The sequence below is a fragment of the Lactobacillus sp. B4015 genome, from assembly GCF_026536055.1.
Lineage (GTDB): Bacteria > Bacillota > Bacilli > Lactobacillales > Lactobacillaceae > Lactobacillus > Lactobacillus panisapium.
In genome coordinates, this window is the sequence record NZ_JAFNOY010000002.1 from 141,322 (window position 1) to 164,316 (window position 22,995).

The following is a 22,995-nucleotide window of genomic DNA, read 5'->3' on the forward strand; positions in this document are numbered from 1 at the left end:
ATCAGCTAATTTCCAAATATGTTTTAAATGTGCCGGGAACAATGGTAATTGTTGACTATGTATTTGCTTTTTCCTTATTAATAAAAAATAATCTTTATTACTAAAAAAGTTTAAAAAATTTAAATTTAATTTCATATAGTTCTTGACATACAAAAAGCGTGTACCTATAATTCTAAGTATTAAATTAAATTTTGAGGAGGATATTTTAATGAACAACGGACAAACTAACAAGCAATTGTGCATTAAAATAGCTGACGCTCAAGAAATTATTATTGCCTTGTTGTCGAGAAGGACTTAGCAAACGAGAATTACTAATGGTAATTCACATAAGTTAAGCCCTTGTTTACGTCTTGATGAATGAGGCTTAACTAACAATTAGCCTGAAGCCTCATTCATTAACTTGAATGAGGCTTTTTGTAGGCATGGGATAAAAGGAGAAGATGATGAAAAGGTTTACTAAAAAGGTATTGGGTGTCCTGACAGCGGGCACGGCAGTATTGATGCTAGCGGGATGTTCAGTTGCCAAAAACGGTGGCAGTAGCGCTGGAACCAAGCAAGATAAGGATACGGTTAAAATTGGGGTCAATATGGAGCTTTCCGGAACCGTTGCAGGTTACGGTAACGCCGAAAAGCAGGGAATCCAGTTAGCCGTCAGTGAAATTAATAAAGCAGGTGGAATTAACGTCAATGGTCATAAGAAAAAGATCAAGTTAATCATGCGCGATAATAAATCGTCAATTGCTACTTCAGCTTCTGTAGCAGCGCAGTTGACAACTAAGGATAAAGTTGCCGCAGTGGTGGGACCTGCTACGACTAATGCGGGAACAGCACAAATTCCAAACATTACCAAGGCTGCCGTACCTTTTGTCAGCGCATCTGCAACTGATCCAAAATTCACTTTGCAAAAAGATGGTAAAGTACAGCAATACGTATTCCGGGCATGTTTCCAAAACAATATTCAAGGTGAGAGTGCAGCCAAATTTGTCATGGACAAGCTGAAGGCAAAGCGTGTAGCGATTTATGCTGACAATTCTAGTGACTACGGTACAGGCTTGGCTAAGGCGTTTAAGAAGACCTTTAAAGGCAAGATTGTTGATAATCAGACTTACTCGGCCGGAGATAAGGACTTCAATGCAGTTCTGACTTCGTTTAAAGCTAAAAATGCTGACGTAATTTATGTTCCTGGCTACTATACGGAAATTGGCTTAATCATCAAGCAAGCTCGTCAAATGGGCATTAAGGTACCAATTGTTGGTGGTGACGGGATGTGTGACTCAAAACTGGTTCAGATTGCTGGTGCCAAAAATGCAACTAAGATTTTCTACACCACACCATTTTCAACTCGCGTTGCTGCTCAAGATCCGGTTGCTTCCAAATTTTTAAAAGCTTTTAAAGACCGCTATCATGCAGATGCGCCTGCATTCTCAGCACTAGCGTATGACTCTGTTTACATGGTTAAACAAGCAATCGAAGACGAGAAATCTGATGATTCTACTAAGATTACAGCAGGGTTAGCTAAGCTCAAGGACTTTAAGGGAGTTACGGGCAAAATGACAATCGACAAATACCATAACCCAGACAAATCAATAGTTATTGAAGAGATTACCAATGGCAAAATTAATAATTCATTCAAGATTGAGTAGGTTGGCTTTTTGTCAGCAGATTTACTAAATTAAAGGAGCGATTAAATTTGCAAATAGTTTTACAGCAAATCATTAATGCTTTGTCGCTAGGTTCAATTTATGCCTTGCTGGCTTTAGGCTACAGCATGGTTTACGGCATTATTAAATTGATCAACTTTGCTCATGGCGATATTTACATGCTCGGTGCATTTTTTGCATACTATGCAATTAGTCTGTGGCATTTTAACTTTATTACTGCCTTGCTTTCAGCAATGATTGTTGGTGCGATTGCGGGTGTTGTGATCGAATATTTCGCATATCGACCACTACGTAAATCACCGCGGATAGCTGTTTTGATTACCGCAATTGGCGTGTCATTTTTACTCGAAAACGGCATGTCCTACCTGGTTGGTTCAAATGCCCGCAGCTTTCCCCAGGTCATGGAACAAGTTAATTACAATATCGGCGGCGTGATCATTTCCAATGTCCAGGTCTTAATCTTGGCAACGGCTTTAGTTTTAATGCTTTTATTACAAGTTATCATTAAAAAAACTAAGATGGGGCGCGCAATGCGTGCCGTTTCGGTTGACCCCGATGCAGCGGAATTAGTTGGCGTTAATGTTAACCACACTATTTCATTTACTTTTGCCTTGGGCTCAGCGCTTGCAGGTGCAGCCGGTGTCCTGATTGGGATGTACTATAACCAAATTGACCCATTAATGGGGATGACGCCAGGAATTAAAGCATTCGTAGCAGCTGTTTTAGGTGGAATTGGCTCAGTACCTGGAGCATCTCTTGGTGGTTTCCTAATTGGTATATTGGAAACATTTTTCCAATCAATTGGTCTTTCTGCGTACAAGGATGCCGTGGTTTACTTTGTGTTAATTGTTATTTTGCTCTTTTTACCAGCAGGTATTTTTGGCAAAAATACTAAGGAAAAGGTTTAGGTGGCAAAATGAAAGCAAATTGGAAATATATTTTGTCGTGGCTTGCAATCATGGTTGCCGGCTTTTATCTAATCAATACGCTGATTATGGTAGGTGTCATTGACGACTTCATCGAAAATATGTTAGTTACGATTGGAATTAACATTATTTTGGCCTCGGGATTAAACTTAATTATCGGATTCAGTGGCCAATTTTCGCTAGGTCATGCTGGCTTTATGGCAATTGGTGCGTATACGACCGCAATCATTACGCAGCATATCAATAGTGAATTAGGCTTTATTGCTTCTGTACTGATCGGAATGGCGCTAGCGATTATTATTGCTGCCGTCATTGGTACCGCAACCTTTATCAGACTAAAAGGTGATTATTTGGCAATTGCCACTTTAGGTGCTGCCGAAATTATCAGAAACATTATTAATAATTTGAAAATTACGGGCGGTTCCGCTGGGATGTTTAATATTCCGCAGTTTTGTTCGTGGCCAACTGTTTATATCTTGGTCTGCTTGACGACCATTGTTTTGATGAATTTCATTCGCTCACGTGATGGTAGAGCGATTAAGGCTGTTCGTGAAGATGAAATTGCTGCTGAAGCAATGGGCATTAATACAACTAAGTGGAAATTAGCTGCCTTCGTTTTAGGCGGGGCAACTGCCGCAATTGCCGGTAGTTTACAGGCCTCATACGTCCAGACGATTTCACCTTCTAATTATGGCATTATGGAATCTATCTCAATTCTGGTAATCGTTGTTTTAGGTGGTGTTGGCAGTATGACCGGAACCTTTGTGGCAGCTACCGTATTAGGCATACTTGATACGGTTTTGCAGAACTTTGGCTCGTTGCGGATGGTGATATACGCAATTGCACTGATTCTGATTATGATTTTCAAACCATCAGGACTGCTGGGTAACTGGGAATTCTCCCTGAAGAACTTAACGCGTCGTTTTGGTAAAAAAGAGAGGGGCTAAAGAATGGAACATTTATTGCAAGTTGAGCATGTGGTGCGCAAATTTGGCGGACTGACAGCCGTTAATGACGTCTCCCTTCACTTAGACAAGCATGAATTAGTTGCTTTAATTGGTCCCAATGGCGCAGGCAAAACCACCTTGTTTAACTTGCTGACCGGTATGGTTCAGGTAACAAGCGGTAAGATTGATTTGCACGTTGACCAGCAAAACTATGACTTAACGCGAAAAAGCGCTGTTCAGATAGCTGATTTGGGACTATCGCGAACTTTCCAAAATATTCGGTTATTTAAAAATCTGACGGTTATGGATAATGTATTAACGGCCATGACCAATGAGTACAAAGAGGGCTTTTTAACGACGGTTTTCCGTTTGCCTAGTTTTTATCGCACAGAAAAAGAAATGCGGGTTGCGGCTGAAAAACTTTTAGACATTTTTGACTTGACCGCCAACAAGCAGACTTTGGCCAAAAATTTACCATATGGAACGCAGCGCCGACTCGAGATTGTTCGGGCACTTGCAACAGAGCCCCAAATTCTCTTTTTGGATGAGCCGGCCGCAGGGATGAACCCAGAGGAAACAGCAGATTTAACTAATTTGATTAAGCACATTCAACAAGAATTTCAAATTACCGTCTTGTTGATTGAGCATGATATGTCCTTAGTCATGAATTTAGCGGAGCGGATTTACGTCCTTGATCAAGGTCAAATGCTTGCCACTGGTACTCCAGAAGAAATTAGGTCAAATCCGAAGGTAATCGAAGCATACTTAGGAGAAGGTGAAGACTAGATGGCAATGCTAAAAGTAAGTGATCTTTCCGTTAATTACGGGGTCATTCAAGCGGTAAAAGGGGTCAGCTTTGAAATCAATGAGGGTGAAATCGTCACCCTTATCGGCGCTAATGGTGCTGGAAAATCAACTATCGTAAAGACGATTTCTGGTCTGCTCAAACCTAAAGAGGGACAAATTATCTACCAGGGTAAAGACATTGTGCATCAAAAAGCACCGCAAATTGTGCTAGATGGGATTTCGCAGGTTCCGGAAGGACGGCATATTTTTTCAGGCTTAACGGTAATGGAAAACCTGCAAATGGGGGCTTTTTTACAAAAAAATAGTAGTGAAGCCGCCAAGAGCTATCAAGAAGTGTTTGACCGGTTTCCAATTCTTGCTAAACGCAAGAATCAGGATGCGGCAACTTTATCTGGTGGGGAGCAACAAATGTTGGCTATTGGCCGTGCACTGATGGCTAAACCCAAATTATTGCTGCTTGATGAACCGTCAATGGGTCTGTCACCTCTGTTTATCCAGCAAATTTTCACGATTATTAAAGAGTTAAATGAAAAAGGAACCACGATTCTTTTGATTGAGCAAAATGCCAAACAAGCGTTGTCAATTGCTAATCGGGGTTATGTTTTAGCAACAGGCCAGGTTCAGTTAACAGGTTCAGGCCATGAATTGCTAGCCAACCCTGAAGTTCAGAAAGTATATTTTGGTGGTTAGCTAGGTTAAAATAATTTTGCATTAATATGCATCATTTTATTTTAATTTAATTACCATTTTAGATTGACTTTCTTAAAGCCAATCGCTATAATTTTAAACATCAAACTAAATTCTGAGGAGGAAATTTCAATGGAAACTAATGATCATAATTCGATTGCTATTAAAATGACTTATACTCAGAATTTAGCAGCCTTGTTGTTGTCGCGAAGGACTTAACGAAATGAATTGCTTTTAGTAATTTATTGATGGTTAAGCCCTTGTTTGCGTCTTAATGAATGGGGCTTAACTATTTAGTAACAATGAGCCTCGTTCATTAAATGAACGAGGCTTTTTTATTGCCACTAGTAGTTTAAAGGAGAAAATAATGAATAAATTTACTAAAAAAATGCTGGGAGTAATGACTGCCTCAGCTGCCGTGATAATGATGTCAGGATGTAGTGTTGCGAAGAATAGCAGTAATGCAGGAACAAAGCAAGATTATGCGGTAGTAAAAATTGGAGTCAACATGGAACTGTCAGGCGCAGCCTCCGGTTATGGCGAAGCAGAAAAACAGGGTATTCAACTTGCTGCCAGTGAAATAAACAAAGCGGGTGGAATCGACGTTAATGGTCATAAAAAGAAAATTAAACTAATAATTCGTGATAATAAAACGGCTATTGCCACTTCGGCTTCAGTAGCGGCGCAATTGACAACAAAGGATAAAGTAGCGGCCATTGTTGGTCCAGCTACGACTAATGCCGGAACTGCTCAGATACCTAATATAACTAAGGCAGCCGTTCCTAGTGTTAGTCCATCAGCCACGGATCCCAAATTTACCTTACAAAAAGATGGCAAGGTTCAACCATACGTCTTTCGTGCCTGCTATCAAAATAACTTCCAGGGTGGCAGCGCAGCTAAATTTGTCTTTAATCAGTTAAAGGCAAAGAGAGTTGCAATTTTAGCTGATAATTCAAGTGATTATGGCACTGGTTTAGCCAAGGCCTTTAAAAAGGCATATCAAGGCAAAATTGTTGATAGTCAAACATTTTCAGCAGGTGACAAAGACTTCAATGCCATTTTAACTTCATTTAAATCCAAAAAAGTTGATGCAATATATGTTCCTGGATATTACACAGAAGCTGGTTTAATCATCAAGCAAGCGCGGCAAATGGGGATTAAAGTTCCAATCGTTGGTAGTGATGGCATGGCCGATCCTAAATTAGCCCAAATTGCTGGTAATAAAAATGCAACTAAAATCTACTACACGACACCATTTTCTGTTCGGGCAGCTGCCAAGGATCCAGTTGCTGCTAAGTTTATGAAGGCTTATAAGGCGCGTTATCACGAACAAGCACCGACTTTTTCAGCTCTTGCTTATGATGCGGTTTATATGATTAAAGAAGCAATTGAAACAGGTAAATCGGATGATTCAGCTAAGATTGCAACCAACTTAGCCAACATTAAAGACTTTACCGGAGTTGCTGGCAAAATAACGGTTGACCAAAAGCACAACCCGGAAAAGCCAATTGCGACAGAAGAACTGACTAATGGACAGGTAAGCAATTCATTTAAAATTGAATAATTGAGTTACTTAGTAAAGTTAGCTGGTAAGTAGTAAAAAATGCTCTTAAGGACAAACTAGATATTCAATCTAAGTCCTTAAGAGCATTTTACGTTGGCTATAAAATGTTTTACTGCCAGCTTATTTACGGTAGATTTTTTTAACTTTTTTAATATCAAGTGGCTGAATGGTATATTTGCACTCAGGATCCATAACTGATGGCGCTTTTTTATAATGACTAAGGCCAATAGCGTGACCCAATTCATGTTCAACCACTTTGACAATGTCTTCATGAGTCAAAATGATTTTTGAATGGTTTTGCAAGTAAAATTGATTTAACAGGATGGTGGCATCATGCATTCGCTTATTCTTAAGCTTGTAATGCCATGAAGTATACCCGGCAAAGTCGGTGGTGGTATTGTACCAAGGCATAATGACAATCTTAGCCTTATTAGGCTTCTTGGTCTTAACAAACGTAAACGCCTTGGTTTTGTTCCATGCCTTAATTGCGTCGTTTGAAGCGGCAATTAAATCTTTGTTTTTACCTAGTTGTAAGTAAACAGTTGTCTTAGCTTTATCCCAACGCCGGTAAGTGGTTGCTTTAGCCGCAGCATTTTGGGTCGGTATCACAGGATTGTTAAAAGTAAAGCAGCTTCCGATAGCTGCTGAAACCAATATTGTACTAATAAATTTATTTATAAAATGATATGTCCTATTCATTTTTTGACTTTCTATCTTTTTTAAATATTAATTGCAACAATTCTAGCTGTAAAGCAAATAATATACATTATAGTCTCAAAATGCTAAAATGAAAAACATATATTTTGGGTTGCAACCTGAAATATATAAGCTAGAAAGCATCTTTGAAATCTATTTAATTAGAATAAAAGTGTTTTTGGTATCAATATAAAATAAAAAAGCTGTTGCTTAATAAAAAATAACCTCATTTTCCATTATATGGTAAATGAGGCTGTAAAGTAATATTGATTGCCACTAGTAAATGAAACTTAAAATGATCAGAGCTTCAAACAACTTAGAGTTTCATTTTATTATACGAAACAATTTTTTTAGATTGTTTAGTCATATTCATAATTGTGATTGAAGAATTACGAGGCCCTTCACTGATGTCAACATCACTGAATTTAGCGGCAATGCTACGAATGGTAAATCCGTGAGTTACAAGCAAGATGTTCTCAGCACCATCAAGTTGGCTGATTAAGTTAAATCCTTGTCCGACCCTATCCCAATATTCTTGGGCATTTTCAGCATCATGAAATGGATCAGCTTCCTTAATCCAGTCTTTAATTTTATCAATGGGTTCATTCTTAAATAAATCATAGTGATTTTTGTAACCATGAGGCCCACCAATCATTTGCCAAGCCATATCGGTGTCCATGCCTTCAAAATAGCCATAAAAATGCTCACGAAAAAATGGGGTAGCAATGTGCTGTATTTCATTGCGATTAACGTTGTGATTAATAATGATGTCGCAAGTATCACTAGCACGCTTCAAATCGCTAGATAAGGCAATATCAAAAGGTGTGTCTTTTAGTGTTTCACCTGCTTCATCAGCACCCTTAGTTCCTGTTTCAGTTAAAGGAGTATCACACCAACCTTGCATCTTATTGTAACGGTTGATGTAGGTTTGACCATGACGAACAATATATATTCTCTTCATTTAATAATTACCCATATTTTCTATTTTTACTTTTTATATAGTTTCTTGACATTTTGAATATCTAGACTTTGAATTGGGTAAATTGAACCAGTAGGATACATGACGGATTGATTAGTATTATGTTTTAGACCAATTGCATGTCCTAATTCATGTTCAACAGTATTGACTACCCGTTGATAACTATAGTTGTATGAGGAGAAATTATCAAGGTAGTAGGTGTTTAATTTGGTGTCAGCCGAGAATAATATGTCATTTTTTAAATAGTAATGAAAAGTGGTGTAACCAGCATAGTCACTGTTAGGATTGTAGATTTGTTCGACTACAATATCAGCATTTTTCTTGTTATCAGTTTTTACAAAAGTAAAAGCTCCGGTATTATTCCAAGCCTTGATTGCTTCGTCTGATGCAGAAAGTAAATTTTTATTGCCATCTAAATCTAGGTAAACTGTGGCTTCGGGTTTTTGCCATCTCCATTCGGTAGAAGCTTTAACTTTTTTAGTTTTCTTAGCAAGCTTAACCTTTTTGGTCTTCTTGGCATAAACAATTTGACATGAATTATTTAGGGAAATACTATTATTAAGCAGTTCGAAGGATCCGTTGACAGCAATAACAGTGAATAAAGCTAAAACAAGTTTATTTAAAAAGTGTTGAATATTTTTCATTGTTTACAAGCTCCGTTACTTTATTTTGGGGAAATATATACATAATTATTTTTCGTTTCTTTAACCTATTATATACGTAATTTTCTATAATTTCACGAATAATATTCTAATAACAATTTTTTAAAAAAATAAGCTCTTTAGATATCGCCGAAATCGATATCATGGTAAAATAATAGACAGCTTTTTAAAAAAACTAAAAATAACGTTATGTTAAAAAGCTAGTATTTTTTAAAAACGTATAGGTGACGTTATGCTAAACGCGACAGATGATAAGAAATTTGAACAAAAACATCTTGACCAAATCTTAAAGATGGTTCGAGCAAAAAAGACGGAGTTATCCTCGTCAATTAAGTCGGCAGAAGGCGAAGCCAAAGACATTAATTCGCATTTTTTTGACGATGTGAAATTGGATTATGATGGCTACTCGACTTCAATGGAAACCGCATTATCCATTCATCAACAGCAGCAATTGCTCGATGAACGAGAGAATGCATGGCAGCATGCCGCTAGACAACTGAGTACGATTCAAAAGCTTGAAAAAAAGCCCTATTTTGCTCGGGTAGATTTTAAAGAGAATGGGCAAAAAACTGAGACTATTTATATTGGCTTAGGTTCATTTGCTGATAAAAATAATCACTTTTTGATTTATGATTGGCGGGCACCGATTTCCTCTATTTACTATGATGGGAAATTGGGAGATGTTTCATACCATTCACCAGAAGGTGAGATTACGGTTGAAATGACCAAAAAGCGGCAATTCATGATTGATGATGGTCAAATTGTTAACATGTTTGACACTAATGAGTCAATTGGTGATCAAATGCTTTTAGAAGTGCTGGGTGAAAAATCCAGTACGCAGATGAAGACAATCGTAACTACCATTCAACGTGAGCAAAATAAGATTATTAGAAATACTGACGCTGACTTGTTATTTGTTCAAGGAGCAGCCGGATCGGGAAAGACTTCCGCTATCTTGCAGCGAATCGCCTTTCTACTTTATCGCTATCGGGGCAACTTGACTAGTAGCAACGTCATTATGTTTAGTCCGAATCAATTATTTAATGACTATATCAAAAATGTTCTGCCAGAAATGGGTGAACAAAATATGGTCCAAATGACTTATTGGCAGTTTGTTGCCCGCCGTTTACCAGGAATGAGCGTTGAAAACCTCTTTGACCAATTCGAAGATGCGGCTGCTGATTCTGCGATTAGTCGTTTTAAAGATTCAACTAATTTCTTTGCCCTCTTAACGCGCTATGCTAAACACCTCAATCGTCGGGGCATGGTTTTTAAAAACATTTACTTTCGCGATAAGAAGCGGCCATTTTTTACTAAAGAAAAAATTGGTGAAATCTATTATTCATTTAATTCCAATTACAACTTGAATAACCGGATTGATGCAACGCGTGAAGATTTAATCAAGATGTTGAACCGTAAAATAAGTTCTGAAAGCAAGAAGGCATGGGTGTCAGATGCAATTCAAAGTTTGAGCCAAGAACAGCTTAACCAGTTGTATGACCGCCCGGATCAAGAGTTTGAATCTGAAGAAAAAGAAGAGAAATTCTTGAGCCGCAAAATTGTTGTGAAGGCTTTGGATAAGGTGTTCCAGCAAATTCGACGCAACAACTTTATCAACATGCGGGCACAGTACCTGAGTTTCTTACGTGCAGTGCCAAAAATGACGGATTTGGCTAAATGGAAAATTACGGAAAACGACTGGCGTGATCACGTTAATAAGGTCAAGGAAAGCTTTAAAAAGCATTACATGCATATGAACGATGTTTCAGCCTACCTTTACCTTTATGACCTGATTACGGGACGGCACGTCGATTATGAAATGCGCTATGCCTTTATTGATGAAATTCAGGACTATACACCATTTCAGCTTTGCTACCTTAAATACAACTTCCCCAGAGCGAAGTTTACAATGCTCGGTGATTTGAACCAAGCGATTTTTACTAAAGACGAAAGTAAGAGTCTACTAAAACAAATCAGTGGCTTGTTTGATCCTGAAAAAACTGATGTTGTTCAGCTGACAAAGTCTTACCGCTCAACCAAGCAGCTTACTGATTTCACTAAGCAGATTTTACGTCAAGGTGAAAAAATTGAGTCTTTCAATCGGCAGGGGCCAAAACCAGTGCTCTGGGGCCGGGAGAATGATCAACAGGCAATTGCACTACTCCAAAAGATTTTGGCAGATAATGATCAGGAGCAATTGACCACCGCCGTTATTACCAAAGACCTTGAACAAGCAAAATTTGTTGCTGACAAGCTAAAACAAGCTGGCGTTAAGGCTACCCTGATTGCAACTGCCAACCAGCGCTTGGTCGAGGGAACACTGATCATTCCGTCATATCTTGCTAAAGGGCTTGAGTTTGATGCCGTTATTATGTGGGGAGCTTCCCGCGAAAATTATCATCGAACTGATGAAACCCAATTGGTCTATACGATTACTTCTCGGGCAATGTATAAACTAGATGTTGTCTATGTTGGTCAAAGAAGTCCGCTGCTTGATGTTGACCCGCAGACTTTTATTGAAAAATAGGTGGCACGCAAAATGGAAAATGAGAAGTTTACTTTTAAAAAGATTGCTGAAATGACAGGGCGAGAGGTCTATTGCGTTGCCCGACTCAGAATTGATACTTTTGTGACGGAACAAAAGATAACTGACCCAGAGCTTGATGACCAAGATCTAACCGCAATTCAAGTCTTCCTGCTTAATGAAAATCAGACCAATGCTTTAGCTGTTTGCCGGTTATTTGTGAATAATGGTAAATGGATGCTTGGCCGGGTCGCGGTTGCAAAAGCTGCGCGTGGTCAAAATCTTGGAACTAAGATGATGGCGCAAGTTCATGAATATTTGCAAAAACTTGGGGCGAAGCGGTTATATTGCCATGCACAGATGCAAGCCAAACCATTTTATGATTACCTTGGCTACCAGGTTCAGGGAGATGTTTTTACTGAAGCTGGCATCGAGCATGTAATGATGGCTTATGATTTATAAAAATTACAAACTCGCGTTAATGTACGCGAGTTTTTTAGTTAGAAAATGCCTGCTCTGGCAGTTTTTGGTGCAAGGCAGAAATTTATTTTATAATGAATAAAAAAGATTAAGGAACTATTACTGATGAAGAATTATTTGCGTTTTAATCGTGATGAATGGGCCTCATTTTCATCTGAGGCTGCGGTTAAAATTACTAAAGAAGAGTTGGCTAATATTAAGTCATTAGGGGATGTTATTAATCTTACTGATGTCCAAGAAATTTATGGCAGTTTAATCAATTACCTCTATTTGGTTTACCAGGAAAAGTGTCGGCTGCAGCAAAAACAAAGCGAGTTTTTACGACAAAAAGTGACGGCAGCCCCTTTTATCATTGGAATTTCCGGTTCGGTTGCGGTCGGCAAGTCGACGACAGCCCGTTTGTTGCAGGTTTTATTGAGTAGAACGTTTGCTAATTTAAAGGTCCACTTGATGACCACTGATGGTTTTATTTATCCCAATGATGAGCTAAAAAGACGTGGCTTATTTGATCGCAAAGGCTTTCCTGAAAGCTACAACATGAATTTGCTCAGGAACTTTTTGCGTGATGTCCTTAGTGGTAAAGATAATATCGCGTACCCACTTTATTCCCAGGAATTAAGCGATATTGTTCCCGGCAAGTACGGTCATGTTCAACGGCCAGATATTTTGATTATTGAAGGAATTAACACCTTACAGTTGCCGACAAATGGGCAAATTGTCACGAGTGATTTCTTTGATTTTTCAATTTATATTGATGCGGACGAAGATTTAATTGAAAAGTGGTTTATGCAGCGGTTTGTACGTGTCTTGGAACTTAATAAGAATAATCCTACTAACTTTTATTACGAGATGGCTAACGGGCCACGAGAAGATGCTTTACAACTGGCTCAGGATACTTGGCAAATGGTTAACTTGATTAACCTGCGGGAGTATATTGCACCAACGAGACAACGTGCTAGCCTAGTTTTGCATAAAACGACAGGTCACCGAATTGATGAGATTTATTTAAGGCAATTTTAGTAATCTGTTTAGTTAAAAAGATGGCGAAAGCCGTGCGGGAGAAAAACGATGTTAGTATTAACAAAAAAGGACATTGAAAAGTGTTATTCACTTAAAGAGTGTATCGATGCAGTAGCAGAAGCATTCAAATACTTTTCAGCAGGCAAAGTTGACGTTCCCTTGCGAACACAGATTGTGAAAAAGAATGGGCGCGATACTTTCTTATGTATGCCGGCTTTTTGTGAAGAAAAAGATGCTGCTTGCGTGAAGATTTTGAACATGTTTCCGAATAACATTGAGCATGGCCTACCCTCAATCAACGCGCAGGTGTTAAATATTGATGCAAATACCGGTGTCGTAAATGCCATTATTGATGGTAATTACCTGACGCAATTACGCACTGGGGCGGCTTCAGGTGTTGCACTTAAATATTTAGCAAGAAAAAATTGTACTAAGGGTGCACTAATTGGTACGGGCGCACAAGCGGCGACACAACTAGAGGCAATGCTACTTGTTCGCGATTTGGCTGAAGTTTTGGTGAGTGACCTTAACTTTGAGCGTGCACAGGAATTTGCCAGCAAAATGCAAACTAAGCTAGCCAAATATCAGACTAAGATTAAAGCCGTAAAAACAGGTAATGAGGCCGTTCGGGATGCAGATATCATCATTTCAGTTACCCCATCGCATAAACCCGTTTATGATTTTAGCAATGTTAAAAAAGGGGCAACAATTTGCGGCGTTGGTTCGTATCAACCACAAATGGAGGAAACCCCAGCAGAGCTGGTGGCACATGCTGATAAAATCTGTTTTGATGCGAAAAAAGCGGTTCTAGCAGAAGCCGGTGATATTATTATTCCACTACAGCAAGGATTGATTGACGAAAGTCATTTGCAAGGTGAAATCGGTAAGGTAATTAGTGGTGAACTAGTTGGGCGTGAAAATGACGAAGAGACTATCTTCTTTAAAACAGTTGGCATTGCGGCACAAGACCTGATGACCGCCAAAGCAATTTATGCTAAAGCTGCAGTAGCTAACAATTAGGTGAGTTAAGGCAGTTGTTATAATCACTAAAAACGCTAATTTTTTGGTACCTAGATGTGCGCAACTTTGTTATACTAAACACTATGAATACGATTTATTTATTATTAATAAAAAAATTTGCCTTGCCTCCGGCGTCAACTTTCTTGATGAATAATAATTAAAGTGAGTTTTAAAGGAGACAAAAATGGTACAGGCAATTAACTTAAAAAAAGGTATGGTTTTCAGTCAAGACGGCAAAATGATTAAGGTACTCAAGGCCAATCACCACAAGCCCGGAAAGGGTAATACCGTTATGCAAATGGACTTGCGCAATATTGAAAGTGGTGCAGTGGTTCATAAGACAATGCGTCCGACTGAAAAAGTCGAATTAGTTGATATTACAAAGAAAAATGCGCAGTTTCTTTACAATGAAGGTGATGTTTACACCTTCATGGATACTGAAACTTATGAGCAATATGAGGTCTCAGGCGAGCAACTTGGTGACGATAAGCTATACTTAATGCCTAATATTGAAGTTCAACTTGAATTTGCGGATGGTACTAAGCTGCTTGGTGTTGAGCTGCCTTCAACCGTTACAATGAAGGTCGCTCATACTGAGCCTGGAATTAAGGGTGCAACTGTCACTGGTTCCGGTAAGCCTGCCACAATGGAAACAGGTTTAGTGGTTCAAGTTCCCGACTTCATTAAAGAAGGCGAAGAGCTGGTAATTAACACAGCCGAAGGTGCCTATAAGTCAAGAGCAGAAAGCGGAAAATAAGTTAAAACAATAAGCCATGGTCATAATTTTGACCATGGCTTTTTTGTATGCAACTTAGCGATCATCAACTGCAATTCTTGTTGTAGTCATTGAGTTTTTAAAACAATCTTCTTCTTGCAAACAAGAAGTTAAGATATCGATTAGATACATGTTGGAAAACTGCGAGTTAATGAATTTTTGGTTATTGGCCAAATGAGGTTCGGTTGCGTGGCTGTAATTAGATAAGCTGGTGCCGAAAGTGTTAGCTATAAAGATTGCTATGAATATTAGTATCCAAAATGACCACTTCTTATAAAATGATTTTTAGATTGCATAATTTGTTTTCCTTTTAGATAGCTAAAAACAGTTTTAAGTAATTAAATCAGATATTGGCAATAGTATTATTAAAATTTTATTAATTAGGCTAATTATCCGAAATAAACGGACAGTTGGTCTATTTGTGCAGGAAATTGTAAAAAGCTGCAATTATTATCTGATTGAAAAGGAAAAACTTGTTATATTATGAATAATGGCTAATGAGATTTAAAAAATGAATCTATTCTATCGAGTATTTGTATATTTAAAACACTAGATATTTAAAAATTCACTTAGTACATATGACTAGGTGAATTTTTTAATTATTTATACATTATAAATAATATGTAACTATATTAATAATTTATGCATAATATATAAAAACAATTGTGCTATTTTAAGCAAATACTTAGATTGCAAATAGTTTAGTAGTATTTTTTTCTAAATTTACCAGGTGATAATCCGGTAGCTTCCTTAATTTTTTTGTATAAATGTGATGCGTCTGTAAAACCACATAAACTAGCTATTTTTTCCAACGGAATAGCATTATCTTTTACTAATAAACTTTTAGCTACTTTAACGCGAACTTTTAATAAATAATGATGCAAACTCATACCTGTATATTTTTTAAAGTCTCGAGAAAGTTGGGAAGGACTAATTGAGCAATTATAAGCAATATCACTTATTCTAATTTTTTGTTTGTAGTTTCGATTCATAAATTCTAGCGCAGACTTAATGTAATCAGGCATAGAATGAAAGTCACTTGATAAATTTGTTAATTTGTTTTCCTGTGTTACTGATAAGTCACAAATCAAATTGTAAGTTAAGTTTGATAAAAATGGGTCATTTTGACCGTCGGAATTGGTAGAAATAAGTCTGAAAATTCTTATGAATAAATTCTCAATATTTTTGCGAGGATTAAAAACTGGAAGAGTATACTTAGTAATTTGATTGAAAATCTTTTGCATAAATGGACTATTGAAGTGAAGAAAGTAAAATTCACTATCAGTAATAGCCTTATAGCTGTTTATTTCTTTACAGTCAAGTAAAACAATCTTATTCTTAGCGTGAAATTCCTGATTACGAAAACAAAACTTCAATTCTCCTTTTTTGATATACATAAGTAAAAATGAGTCCATAAAATCTCTCTTTACCTGATAAGGATAAGTTACCCGATATTCAGCTCCAAACATCGGGTAAAAGTATATTTCGTGAGCTAAATCACTGGGATTGTTATAATATATGCCTTTTTCAACAGTTACGCCACATTCATTTTCGGGAATAAAATCTTTGTACTTATTCATTTTATTCCTTCTTCATTTCTTTATCCTCAGCTGTTTCGCTAGACTGAAAACAGGATTGTAACTCTTCAAGAGACTTTCCACGTGTTTCAGGGATGAATTTAATTGCATAAAACAAAGAAAGAACATTTAATATGGTAAAAATAATAAATGTATTGCTTAATCCAAAATTTGTTAATAAAATCGGAAAAATATAGCCGACTAAAAAATTTGCAAACCAAAGAAAGAAAGTCGCTATGCCCATTGCCATTCCACGAATGCTCTGGGGAAAAATTTCCGATAACAGTACCCATACAATTGGCGAAACTCCACCCTGAAAAAAGATTAAGAAAATTGCCATTAATATCAACATAATATATGGAAAAAGAGAATTATCCTTGAGCAAAAAAGACAAGATACTGATTATTAGCATAGTGGTAGTAGTACCACAAATTGCGGTAATGACCATTTTTCGTCTGTCAATTTTACCCATTAAATGAATGCTGACAATGGTTGCAATGGTTGAAATGATACCGTTGCTGATATTTGCGACTAAGGCTGCAGAATGGCTAAAACCCGCATTGCTTAGAACCGTTGTTCCATAAAACATAATAATGTTAATGCCAATGCCTTGCTGCATAATGCCTAGTCCAATGCCAATTAAAATTAGACGCCGAATCCACGGAACTTTTAAGTCTTTTAGTGTTACCTTTTTTTGTTTATTACTTTTTGCTAAGGAATCTTCTATTTCGGATATTTCAGTTGATACGTCTTCCCTATTGCTACGAATATCCTTTAATATATTCGCGGCTTTTTTATTTTGATGTTTGGTAATCAGCCATCTTGGTGATTCTGGAACTTTGCTTATTCCGACTAAAAGTAAAACTTCTGGAATTAAGCCAAAAGCCAGCATATAGCGCCATACTCCACTGTAGTTACCTAGCATTACGCCAAAAAGAGCATTGATAATGTAAGCCAGTAATTGTCCGCTGACAATCATCAATTCATGATGATTAACAAAATTTCCCCTAATATCTGGGGTAGATAGTTCAGCAAGGAAAACAGGGCTAATGACAGATTCAGCCCCTACAGCTAATCCTAAAATGAATCTAAATAGGATCATTACAATGGCATTGGGAGCAAAAGTGCAACCTAAGGTACCCAAAACAAAAATCCAGGCTGCGTACATTAAAACATGTTTTCTGCCAAATCGATCTGACAATTTGCCACCAATAACTGCGCCAAAAGCTGCACCTAAAGTTATTCCACTAGTAACTAGTCCTTCGTCTGAAGCATTTAAGTTAAGCTGATCTGGTCTGCTCATAAAGGCCAGAGAGCCATTAGTTGCTCCTGTATCAATTCCAAAAAGCAGACCACCCAAAGTGATTATCCAACCGTATAATTGTAACTTTTCTTTTTTCTTCTTATTTACGATCTCATCTTCTTTGCCAGAAGACGTAGCTTGATTATTATTCATCGTATCACCATTTCCTAATTCAAAAATAAATCAGTTATAGTGATGCAATCAGTCAAAAATATGCTCGTGAGTAATTTATTCATATTTTTAAAATCATTACAAGTAAATCCGGGTTCAAAAGAAAAAAATGACACTTGCGATTCATTGATATATAAGCATTAGTGATAGTCAGTTTAATTTCTTGAAAACTTTCTAAATTAAGGGACAATCTGGTTAAAGTTGTTATTTTAGGGGCCATCTGAGATAAAAATTTACATTTTTGTGGTTAAAATTTACGCTTTTATTCTTAATAAAGCTCATATTTTCTAGTTTAAATTACTTTTATGCTTGGAAATTGTTCTTTATTATTTTTTGCCAAAATATTGGAAAAATCCTTATCTGACGGAACATAAATAAAAGATAAATTTGTGACGAATCTTCCAAAAAAATATAAGCGCTTGCAAAAAGGTTGACTCTAAATAAAATGATTTTTAGTGATTGCAATCACGAAAAAATAGATTTAAAGATCTATGTTACATAGGTATTTATTTTTTTGCTCGTTAAAAAAATAGGTGTAGTTAAGTTTAATCCTATGCTTTTATAAATAATAGCATTAGGTTAGAAAAATTTGGAGATTGCAAAATGCAAGAAGATAGTTATGAAAATAACCATCATGGTTATTTAGTTTTGGTTGCATGGATTGCATGTATGGGAGCTCTTTGCTTCGGTTTTGATACTGGGGTAGTAAATGGGTCCTTAGATTTCATGGCAAAACCAAGTCAGTTAAACTTGTCAGCTTTTGAGCAAGGCGTTGTTTCAAGTGGGCTGACTTTTGGTGCCGCTTTTGGTGCCGTCTTTGGCAGTCCGTTAAGCGATCGAATTGGTCGTAAAAGGCTGATGATTTGGTTAGGAGTGTTATTCACAATTACCGCTTTGGGTTGTGGTTTTGCACCTAATACAATGATTCTGATTATTTTTAGAGTAATTATGGGTCTAGCAGTTGGTGCAACTTCTGCAATGGTACCCGTTTATTTAGCAGAAATTTCACCAGCTGAAGAACGCGGTAAGTTTGTAAGCATGAACCAGTTGCTGATTGTCGGTGGTCAAGGACTAGCTTTTCTCATTAATGCCGTTTTGGGCAATACGATTGGTCTTCATGATGCTGCTGTGTGGAGAATAATGCTGGGTATTACGGCTATTCCAGGTGTTTTATTGTGGTTTGGCATGTACCTGGTTCCAGAAAGTCCTCAATGGTATGCAAACAAAGGAATGTTTGGCCAAGCTCTGGAAGCTCTTTGTCGGGTCAGGAGTAAGGCACAAGCAGAAGCTGAGATTAACGACTTAAAAGAAAACGCGGCAAAATTAAAACAAGAAAATGCAGAAAAAGCTTCGTTTAAGGATTTTAAAAAACCCTGGATTTTGCAAATTGTTATTACAGGTTCTTTATTAGGCGTTTTCCAACAATTTGCTGGAATTAACAGCGTCATGTATTACGGTACCAAAATTTTAACTTCTGCTGGTTTTGGTAGCAATACATCATTATATATGAATATTGCAAATGGAGTATTTTCAGTAATTGGCGCCATTGTTGGAATGTATACGGTTGATAGACTTGGCAGAAAGCCATTGCTGCTAATCGGATATGTTTTTTGTGCAGTTGCTTTAGTTGCAATTGCGCTAATTGGCAGTTTTGCCCTTCATACTTCATGGGCTCCATTTGCAGTTTTGATTATTTTACTCATTTATATTGTGATTGATCAGGGGACCCTGGGGCCCGTTACGTGGTTGCTCAATTCGGAGATCTTCCCAGTCCGCTACCGTGGATTAGGAACTGGTATCACGATTTTTGTTTTATGGATGGCTAATTTTATAGTTGGATTAGTTTTTCCAGTTATTCTCTCTATTTTAGGGATATCATCATTCTATATTTTTGCGATATTCTGTCTTATCGGCGCATGGTTTGTCAAAGTTAGGATTCCAGAGACAAAGGGTGCTTCATTAGACAGTATTGAAAAATTCTTCCGTGAAAGATATGAAAAATAAAAATAAGCAACTAAATAATTTATTTAGTAAGGAGAAATATTATGGCCGAATATAAAATTGATAAAAATATTAAATTAGGTATTTGTCCTATTGGTTGGCGCAATGATGATATTCCATCAATTGGTGCTGAAAACACTTTTCCTCAACTCTTAAGCGATGCCGCATTAGCTGGCTTTAAGGGTGTAGAAATGGGTGGCTTTTTCCCAAGCACAGATGAAATAAATTACGAACGAAAATTACGTCACATTGAAATTGCTGGTCAATGGTTCAGCAGTTTCATTATTAGAGACGGTATTGAAAAAGCAACGGCTGACTTTGAAGAGCACTGCAAGAAACTACAGGCTCTAGGAGCTCACATTACTACAGTTTCAGAGCAAACTTATTCAATTCAGCAAACAAGTAAAAATATTTTTACGGATAAACCTTACTTTACGGATAAGGAATGGGATGAAGTCTGTGAAGGCCTGAATAAATATGGTGAAATTGGTAAGAAATATGGCGTAAAAATCGCATATCATCACCACATGGGTACCGGCATTCAAACTTTTGAAGAAACTGAAAGACTTATGGACAATACTGATCCGGACAAGGTTGGTCTGGTATTTGATACAGGTCATGCTTTTGTTTCAGAAGGTGAAGTAATGCCGATGCTTAACGCATTTATTGACCGTGTTGTCCATGTACACTTCAAGGATGTTCGTAAAGCTAAAGAAGATGATTCAAAGGCAAGGGGATTGTCGTTCCAAGATGCATTTATGAATGACATGTTCACTGTACCAGGTGACGGTGATATTGACTTTAGGCCAATATTTAAGGCACTAGCTGATCATCACTATACAGGTTGGATTATGGTTGAGGCAGAACAGGATCCTAAGAAGCATAATCCATTTGAAATGGCATTAAAGGCACATAAGTATATGGAAGATGAACTGTTTGCACCATATAGAAAGTAAAAATAAGCAATCATAAGTTAACAAGTATTTTTATCACTTATAACGTTTACTAGTTAATATCAAGAATGCGAATTTACCCGAACTGTAAACATCTAATTATTTGAGTAGTTCTTTTAAAAATTCATAATAATGATAAATTCACTAGTTTTTAGATTGATATAACATGCTTGTTTAATTAAATTTTTCAAATTAATTTACGCCTAATTTGCCTTAAAAAAAGAGAGGTTTTTAATAAATATGATAATTGATAAGTCCATAAATTGGGATAAAGTCTACGATGTAGTAGTGTTAGGCTTTGGTGGTGCTGGTGCTAGTGCAGCCAGATTTGCTGCAGATGACGGTGCAAAAGTTTTGGTAGCAGAAAAAGCTCCGGAAGGCCATGAGGGTGGTAATACCAGATACTCGGGCCAAAATGTTGGTTATACCCCAGATCCAGAAAAGTTCAGAACATATTATAAGCAGCTTGCGCAAGGTTTCCACATTGATAAAGACGTGGAAGATACTGTAATCAAGGGCTTGTCAAACATGAAAGATTACTTCTCTAAATACTTAGAGGTAGAGCCGTTTGTATTTGGTGAACATCCGAATGATAACCCGTTAAGTCATACTGCTGATAATCAAACGACCGCAACACACCCAGAATTCACTAATTCTTCAGCTTCCGAATTAATGACTGTTCATAATGGAATGTTTGACTCTGCACTATGGACTGTGCTTAGAGAGAGGGTTATTGACAGGATGGATAATATTGACGTTTGGTTTGAATCGCCAGCCGTTCATATTATTCAAACCCCTGATAAAACTGTCGTTGGTGTTCAAATCAAGAGAAAGGGCAAAGTGAGAAATATTGGAGCACGAAATGGTGTTGTTCTTTCAACTGGTGGCTTCTCGAATAGTAAAATTAAAATTCAAGATTTTATCGGTGAGCACCATTTAGCTCCAGTGGGAACTCTTTACAACACTGGTGATGGTATTGACCTTGCAATTGAAGCTGGTGCTAGATTATGGCATATGACTACTTATAACTCAGCTGGCATCGTTGGTGATTTAACATTACCAGTGCATGAAGGTGAGCGCAGTATTTTCCAGCCAGCCGATATTGATGCTAAAGAAATGTACACAGGTAGCATTTTCTTAGTTGGTGATGATGGTACTAGATATTGTCGTGAAGATATATTTAGTATAGAGGGCTGGTTCTACAATCATGGTCAATGGCGGACGCCGCAGGCTCCAATTAAGCCGTACGTTGTTTTTGATCAAAAGCAATACGAAAGACTGGCTAAAATAGATCACGTACCATATCAACGAGCACTAAAGAATTTCTTGATAAGTGCTGACAGCGTTGAGAAACTGGCAGCCAAAATCGGTGTTGAAACAGAAACGCTAATTTTAACAATTGATATGTTTAATTCTTACGCTGAATCCGGTAACGATCTAGATTACCACCGTGCAGCTGATACCATGGAGAGATTTGACGCAACGCATACTGTATATGCTTTGCCTATGGTTCAATCAATTGCGCAAACGCATGGTGGTCCAAAGAGAAACGGCAAGGCTGAGATCATGGATCCATTTAACAATGCGATTCCTCATTTTTATGGTGCAGGTGAACTTGGAAGCAACATTGTTAGGATTTATCAAGGTGGTGAAAACCTTGCTGACTGTCTGATATTTGGTAAGGTTGCAGGTGAAAATGCTGCCAAGGTAAAGCCCGACAGAAATAATGTGTTTGACGACAACAGTGATGTCACCTCAGGTGCATCTGTAAAAGAAGACACTGACTTATCTACCGATTTGAAGAAAAAATATACCGTTAAGCTGGACAAAAACCAATTTCTTGGCGTAAGTTCTGCTGGTATGGGCAATGATATCGTTGTCCGAATCACTGTAGATGATGACTTGAACCTGAAAAATGTTGAAGTTTTACAGGAAAGCGAAAGTGAAGACTATGGTAAGCGTGCGGTTAAGACCTTGCCAAAAATCATGGTAGAGAAAAACACTTATGATGTTGATGTTGTTTCAGGAGCTTCTTCTTCGAGTCGAGCTATGAGGGAAGCTGTTAAAAACGCTTTAGATTCGGCAAAGGAATTCCATAGTAAATAAAATTTTATTGACAACAAATATGCGATGTGTAAAACACATTCGATGACATACTAAAATATTTGCTAAAACTCGTAGTTAACTTTTTCAGAATGATTAATGCAAACATTCAGCTGATTAGTTCTACGAGTTTTTTGGT

General features: G+C 37.4%; 19 protein-coding genes. 14 read left to right on the plus strand and 5 right to left on the minus strand.

Annotated elements, in window-relative coordinates:
* Positions 1-440 precede the first annotated feature (440 nt).
* From J3U71_RS02370 to J3U71_RS02395, 6 genes are all read left to right on the plus strand, one after another.
* Positions 441-1,643: an ABC transporter substrate-binding protein gene (locus tag J3U71_RS02370; RefSeq protein ID WP_416381415.1), complete on the plus strand. Its 1,203-nt coding sequence runs from the start codon at positions 441-443 to the stop codon at positions 1,641-1,643.
* A gap of 47 nt (positions 1,644-1,690) precedes the next feature.
* The gene (locus J3U71_RS02375) at positions 1,691-2,569 is read left to right on the plus strand and encodes a branched-chain amino acid ABC transporter permease (protein ID WP_103752806.1); all 879 of its coding nucleotides are present in this window, start codon (positions 1,691-1,693) and stop codon (positions 2,567-2,569) included.
* Positions 2,570-2,577: 8 nt separating this feature from the next.
* Complete coding sequence (locus J3U71_RS02380; RefSeq protein WP_220220603.1) at positions 2,578-3,534, plus strand: branched-chain amino acid ABC transporter permease; 957 nt, start codon at positions 2,578-2,580, stop codon at positions 3,532-3,534.
* A gap of 3 nt (positions 3,535-3,537) precedes the next feature.
* Positions 3,538-4,320 (plus strand): ABC transporter ATP-binding protein, encoded by a 783-nt coding sequence (locus tag J3U71_RS02385; RefSeq protein ID WP_103752808.1) that lies wholly within the window; start codon positions 3,538-3,540, stop codon positions 4,318-4,320.
* A complete protein-coding gene (locus J3U71_RS02390) occupies positions 4,321-5,031 on the plus strand; it encodes an ABC transporter ATP-binding protein (RefSeq protein ID WP_164715403.1) in 711 nt (236 codons plus the stop codon).
* Positions 5,032-5,392: 361 nt separating this feature from the next.
* The gene (locus J3U71_RS02395; protein ID WP_416381416.1) at positions 5,393-6,592 is read left to right on the plus strand and encodes an ABC transporter substrate-binding protein; all 1,200 of its coding nucleotides are present in this window, start codon (positions 5,393-5,395) and stop codon (positions 6,590-6,592) included.
* Positions 6,593-6,712: 120 nt separating this feature from the next.
* Here J3U71_RS02395 and J3U71_RS02400 read toward each other — a convergent pair whose 3' ends face one another.
* The 3 genes from J3U71_RS02400 to J3U71_RS02410 form a co-directional block, all read right to left on the minus strand.
* Positions 6,713-7,291, minus strand: a complete 579-nt coding sequence (locus J3U71_RS02400; protein WP_267392547.1) for a matrixin family metalloprotease — start codon at positions 7,289-7,291, stop codon at positions 6,713-6,715.
* Between the two features lie 313 nt (positions 7,292-7,604).
* A complete protein-coding gene (locus J3U71_RS02405) occupies positions 7,605-8,249 on the minus strand; it encodes a histidine phosphatase family protein (protein WP_267392546.1) in 645 nt (214 codons plus the stop codon).
* A gap of 26 nt (positions 8,250-8,275) precedes the next feature.
* Positions 8,276-8,911: a matrixin family metalloprotease gene (locus tag J3U71_RS02410; RefSeq protein ID WP_220269018.1), complete on the minus strand. Its 636-nt coding sequence runs from the start codon at positions 8,909-8,911 to the stop codon at positions 8,276-8,278.
* A gap of 250 nt (positions 8,912-9,161) precedes the next feature.
* Here J3U71_RS02410 and helD point away from each other — a divergent pair, with 250 nt between their 5' ends.
* The 5 genes from helD (at position 9,162) to efp (ending at position 14,730) form a co-directional block, all read left to right on the plus strand.
* Positions 9,162-11,456: an RNA polymerase recycling motor HelD gene (gene helD / locus J3U71_RS02415; protein WP_267392545.1), complete on the plus strand. Its 2,295-nt coding sequence runs from the start codon at positions 9,162-9,164 to the stop codon at positions 11,454-11,456.
* 12 nt (positions 11,457-11,468) lie between these two features.
* Entirely contained in the window at positions 11,469-11,915 is a 447-nt protein-coding gene (locus J3U71_RS02420) for a GNAT family N-acetyltransferase (protein WP_267392544.1), read from the plus strand.
* A gap of 123 nt (positions 11,916-12,038) precedes the next feature.
* Positions 12,039-12,953 carry a type I pantothenate kinase gene (coaA, locus tag J3U71_RS02425; RefSeq protein WP_267392543.1) on the plus strand — a complete coding sequence of 305 codons (915 nt, stop codon included), beginning with the start codon at positions 12,039-12,041 and terminating at the stop codon, positions 12,951-12,953.
* A 48-nt stretch (positions 12,954-13,001) separates the two neighbouring features.
* Positions 13,002-13,973, plus strand: a complete 972-nt coding sequence (locus J3U71_RS02430; protein ID WP_267392542.1) for an ornithine cyclodeaminase family protein — start codon at positions 13,002-13,004, stop codon at positions 13,971-13,973.
* 184 nt (positions 13,974-14,157) lie between these two features.
* Positions 14,158-14,730 carry an elongation factor P gene (gene efp / locus J3U71_RS02435; RefSeq protein ID WP_103752817.1) on the plus strand — a complete coding sequence of 191 codons (573 nt, stop codon included), beginning with the start codon at positions 14,158-14,160 and terminating at the stop codon, positions 14,728-14,730.
* A gap of 719 nt (positions 14,731-15,449) precedes the next feature.
* Here efp and J3U71_RS02440 read toward each other — a convergent pair.
* Positions 15,450-16,328 carry a helix-turn-helix domain-containing protein gene (locus J3U71_RS02440; RefSeq protein ID WP_267392541.1) on the minus strand — a complete coding sequence of 293 codons (879 nt, stop codon included), beginning with the start codon at positions 16,326-16,328 and terminating at the stop codon, positions 15,450-15,452.
* Position 16,329: 1 nt separating this feature from the next.
* Complete coding sequence (locus J3U71_RS02445) at positions 16,330-17,781, minus strand: sugar porter family MFS transporter (RefSeq protein ID WP_267392540.1); 1,452 nt, start codon at positions 17,779-17,781, stop codon at positions 16,330-16,332.
* Between the two features lie 621 nt (positions 17,782-18,402).
* On the opposite strand from J3U71_RS02445, the gene J3U71_RS02450 reads away from it, so the two are divergent.
* The 3 genes from J3U71_RS02450 to J3U71_RS02460 all read left to right on the plus strand — a co-directional run bounded on the left by J3U71_RS02450 (position 18,403) and on the right by J3U71_RS02460 (position 22,859).
* Positions 18,403-19,803 carry a sugar porter family MFS transporter gene (locus tag J3U71_RS02450; RefSeq protein ID WP_267392539.1) on the plus strand — a complete coding sequence of 467 codons (1,401 nt, stop codon included), beginning with the start codon at positions 18,403-18,405 and terminating at the stop codon, positions 19,801-19,803.
* 41 nt (positions 19,804-19,844) lie between these two features.
* The gene (gene iolE / locus J3U71_RS02455; RefSeq protein ID WP_103752821.1) at positions 19,845-20,756 is read left to right on the plus strand and encodes a myo-inosose-2 dehydratase; all 912 of its coding nucleotides are present in this window, start codon (positions 19,845-19,847) and stop codon (positions 20,754-20,756) included.
* A 237-nt stretch (positions 20,757-20,993) separates the two neighbouring features.
* Positions 20,994-22,859, plus strand: coding sequence for an FAD-dependent oxidoreductase (locus tag J3U71_RS02460; protein ID WP_267392538.1), 1,866 nt, complete (start codon positions 20,994-20,996; stop codon positions 22,857-22,859).
* Positions 22,860-22,995: the final 136 nt, after the last annotated feature.

Coding starts and splice junctions, on each gene's coding strand:
- J3U71_RS02370 (WP_416381415.1), top strand. CDS start 441: ATGATGAAAAGGTTTACTAAAAAGGTATTGGGTGTCCTGACAGCGGGC.
- J3U71_RS02380 (WP_220220603.1), top strand. CDS start 2,578: ATGAAAGCAAATTGGAAATATATTTTGTCGTGGCTTGCAATCATGGTT.
- J3U71_RS02385 (WP_103752808.1), top strand. CDS start 3,538: ATGGAACATTTATTGCAAGTTGAGCATGTGGTGCGCAAATTTGGCGGA.
- J3U71_RS02390 (WP_164715403.1), top strand. CDS start 4,321: ATGGCAATGCTAAAAGTAAGTGATCTTTCCGTTAATTACGGGGTCATT.
- J3U71_RS02400 (WP_267392547.1), bottom strand. CDS start 7,291: ATGAATAGGACATATCATTTTATAAATAAATTTATTAGTACAATATTG.
- J3U71_RS02405 (WP_267392546.1), bottom strand. CDS start 8,249: ATGAAGAGAATATATATTGTTCGTCATGGTCAAACCTACATCAACCGT.
- J3U71_RS02410 (WP_220269018.1), bottom strand. CDS start 8,911: ATGAAAAATATTCAACACTTTTTAAATAAACTTGTTTTAGCTTTATTC.
- helD (WP_267392545.1), top strand. CDS start 9,162: ATGCTAAACGCGACAGATGATAAGAAATTTGAACAAAAACATCTTGAC.
- J3U71_RS02420 (WP_267392544.1), top strand. CDS start 11,469: ATGGAAAATGAGAAGTTTACTTTTAAAAAGATTGCTGAAATGACAGGG.
- coaA (WP_267392543.1), top strand. CDS start 12,039: ATGAAGAATTATTTGCGTTTTAATCGTGATGAATGGGCCTCATTTTCA.
- J3U71_RS02430 (WP_267392542.1), top strand. CDS start 13,002: ATGTTAGTATTAACAAAAAAGGACATTGAAAAGTGTTATTCACTTAAA.
- efp (WP_103752817.1), top strand. CDS start 14,158: ATGGTACAGGCAATTAACTTAAAAAAAGGTATGGTTTTCAGTCAAGAC.
- J3U71_RS02440 (WP_267392541.1), bottom strand. CDS start 16,328: ATGAATAAGTACAAAGATTTTATTCCCGAAAATGAATGTGGCGTAACT.
- J3U71_RS02445 (WP_267392540.1), bottom strand. CDS start 17,781: ATGAATAATAATCAAGCTACGTCTTCTGGCAAAGAAGATGAGATCGTA.
- J3U71_RS02450 (WP_267392539.1), top strand. CDS start 18,403: ATGCAAGAAGATAGTTATGAAAATAACCATCATGGTTATTTAGTTTTG.
- iolE (WP_103752821.1), top strand. CDS start 19,845: ATGGCCGAATATAAAATTGATAAAAATATTAAATTAGGTATTTGTCCT.
- J3U71_RS02460 (WP_267392538.1), top strand. CDS start 20,994: ATGATAATTGATAAGTCCATAAATTGGGATAAAGTCTACGATGTAGTA.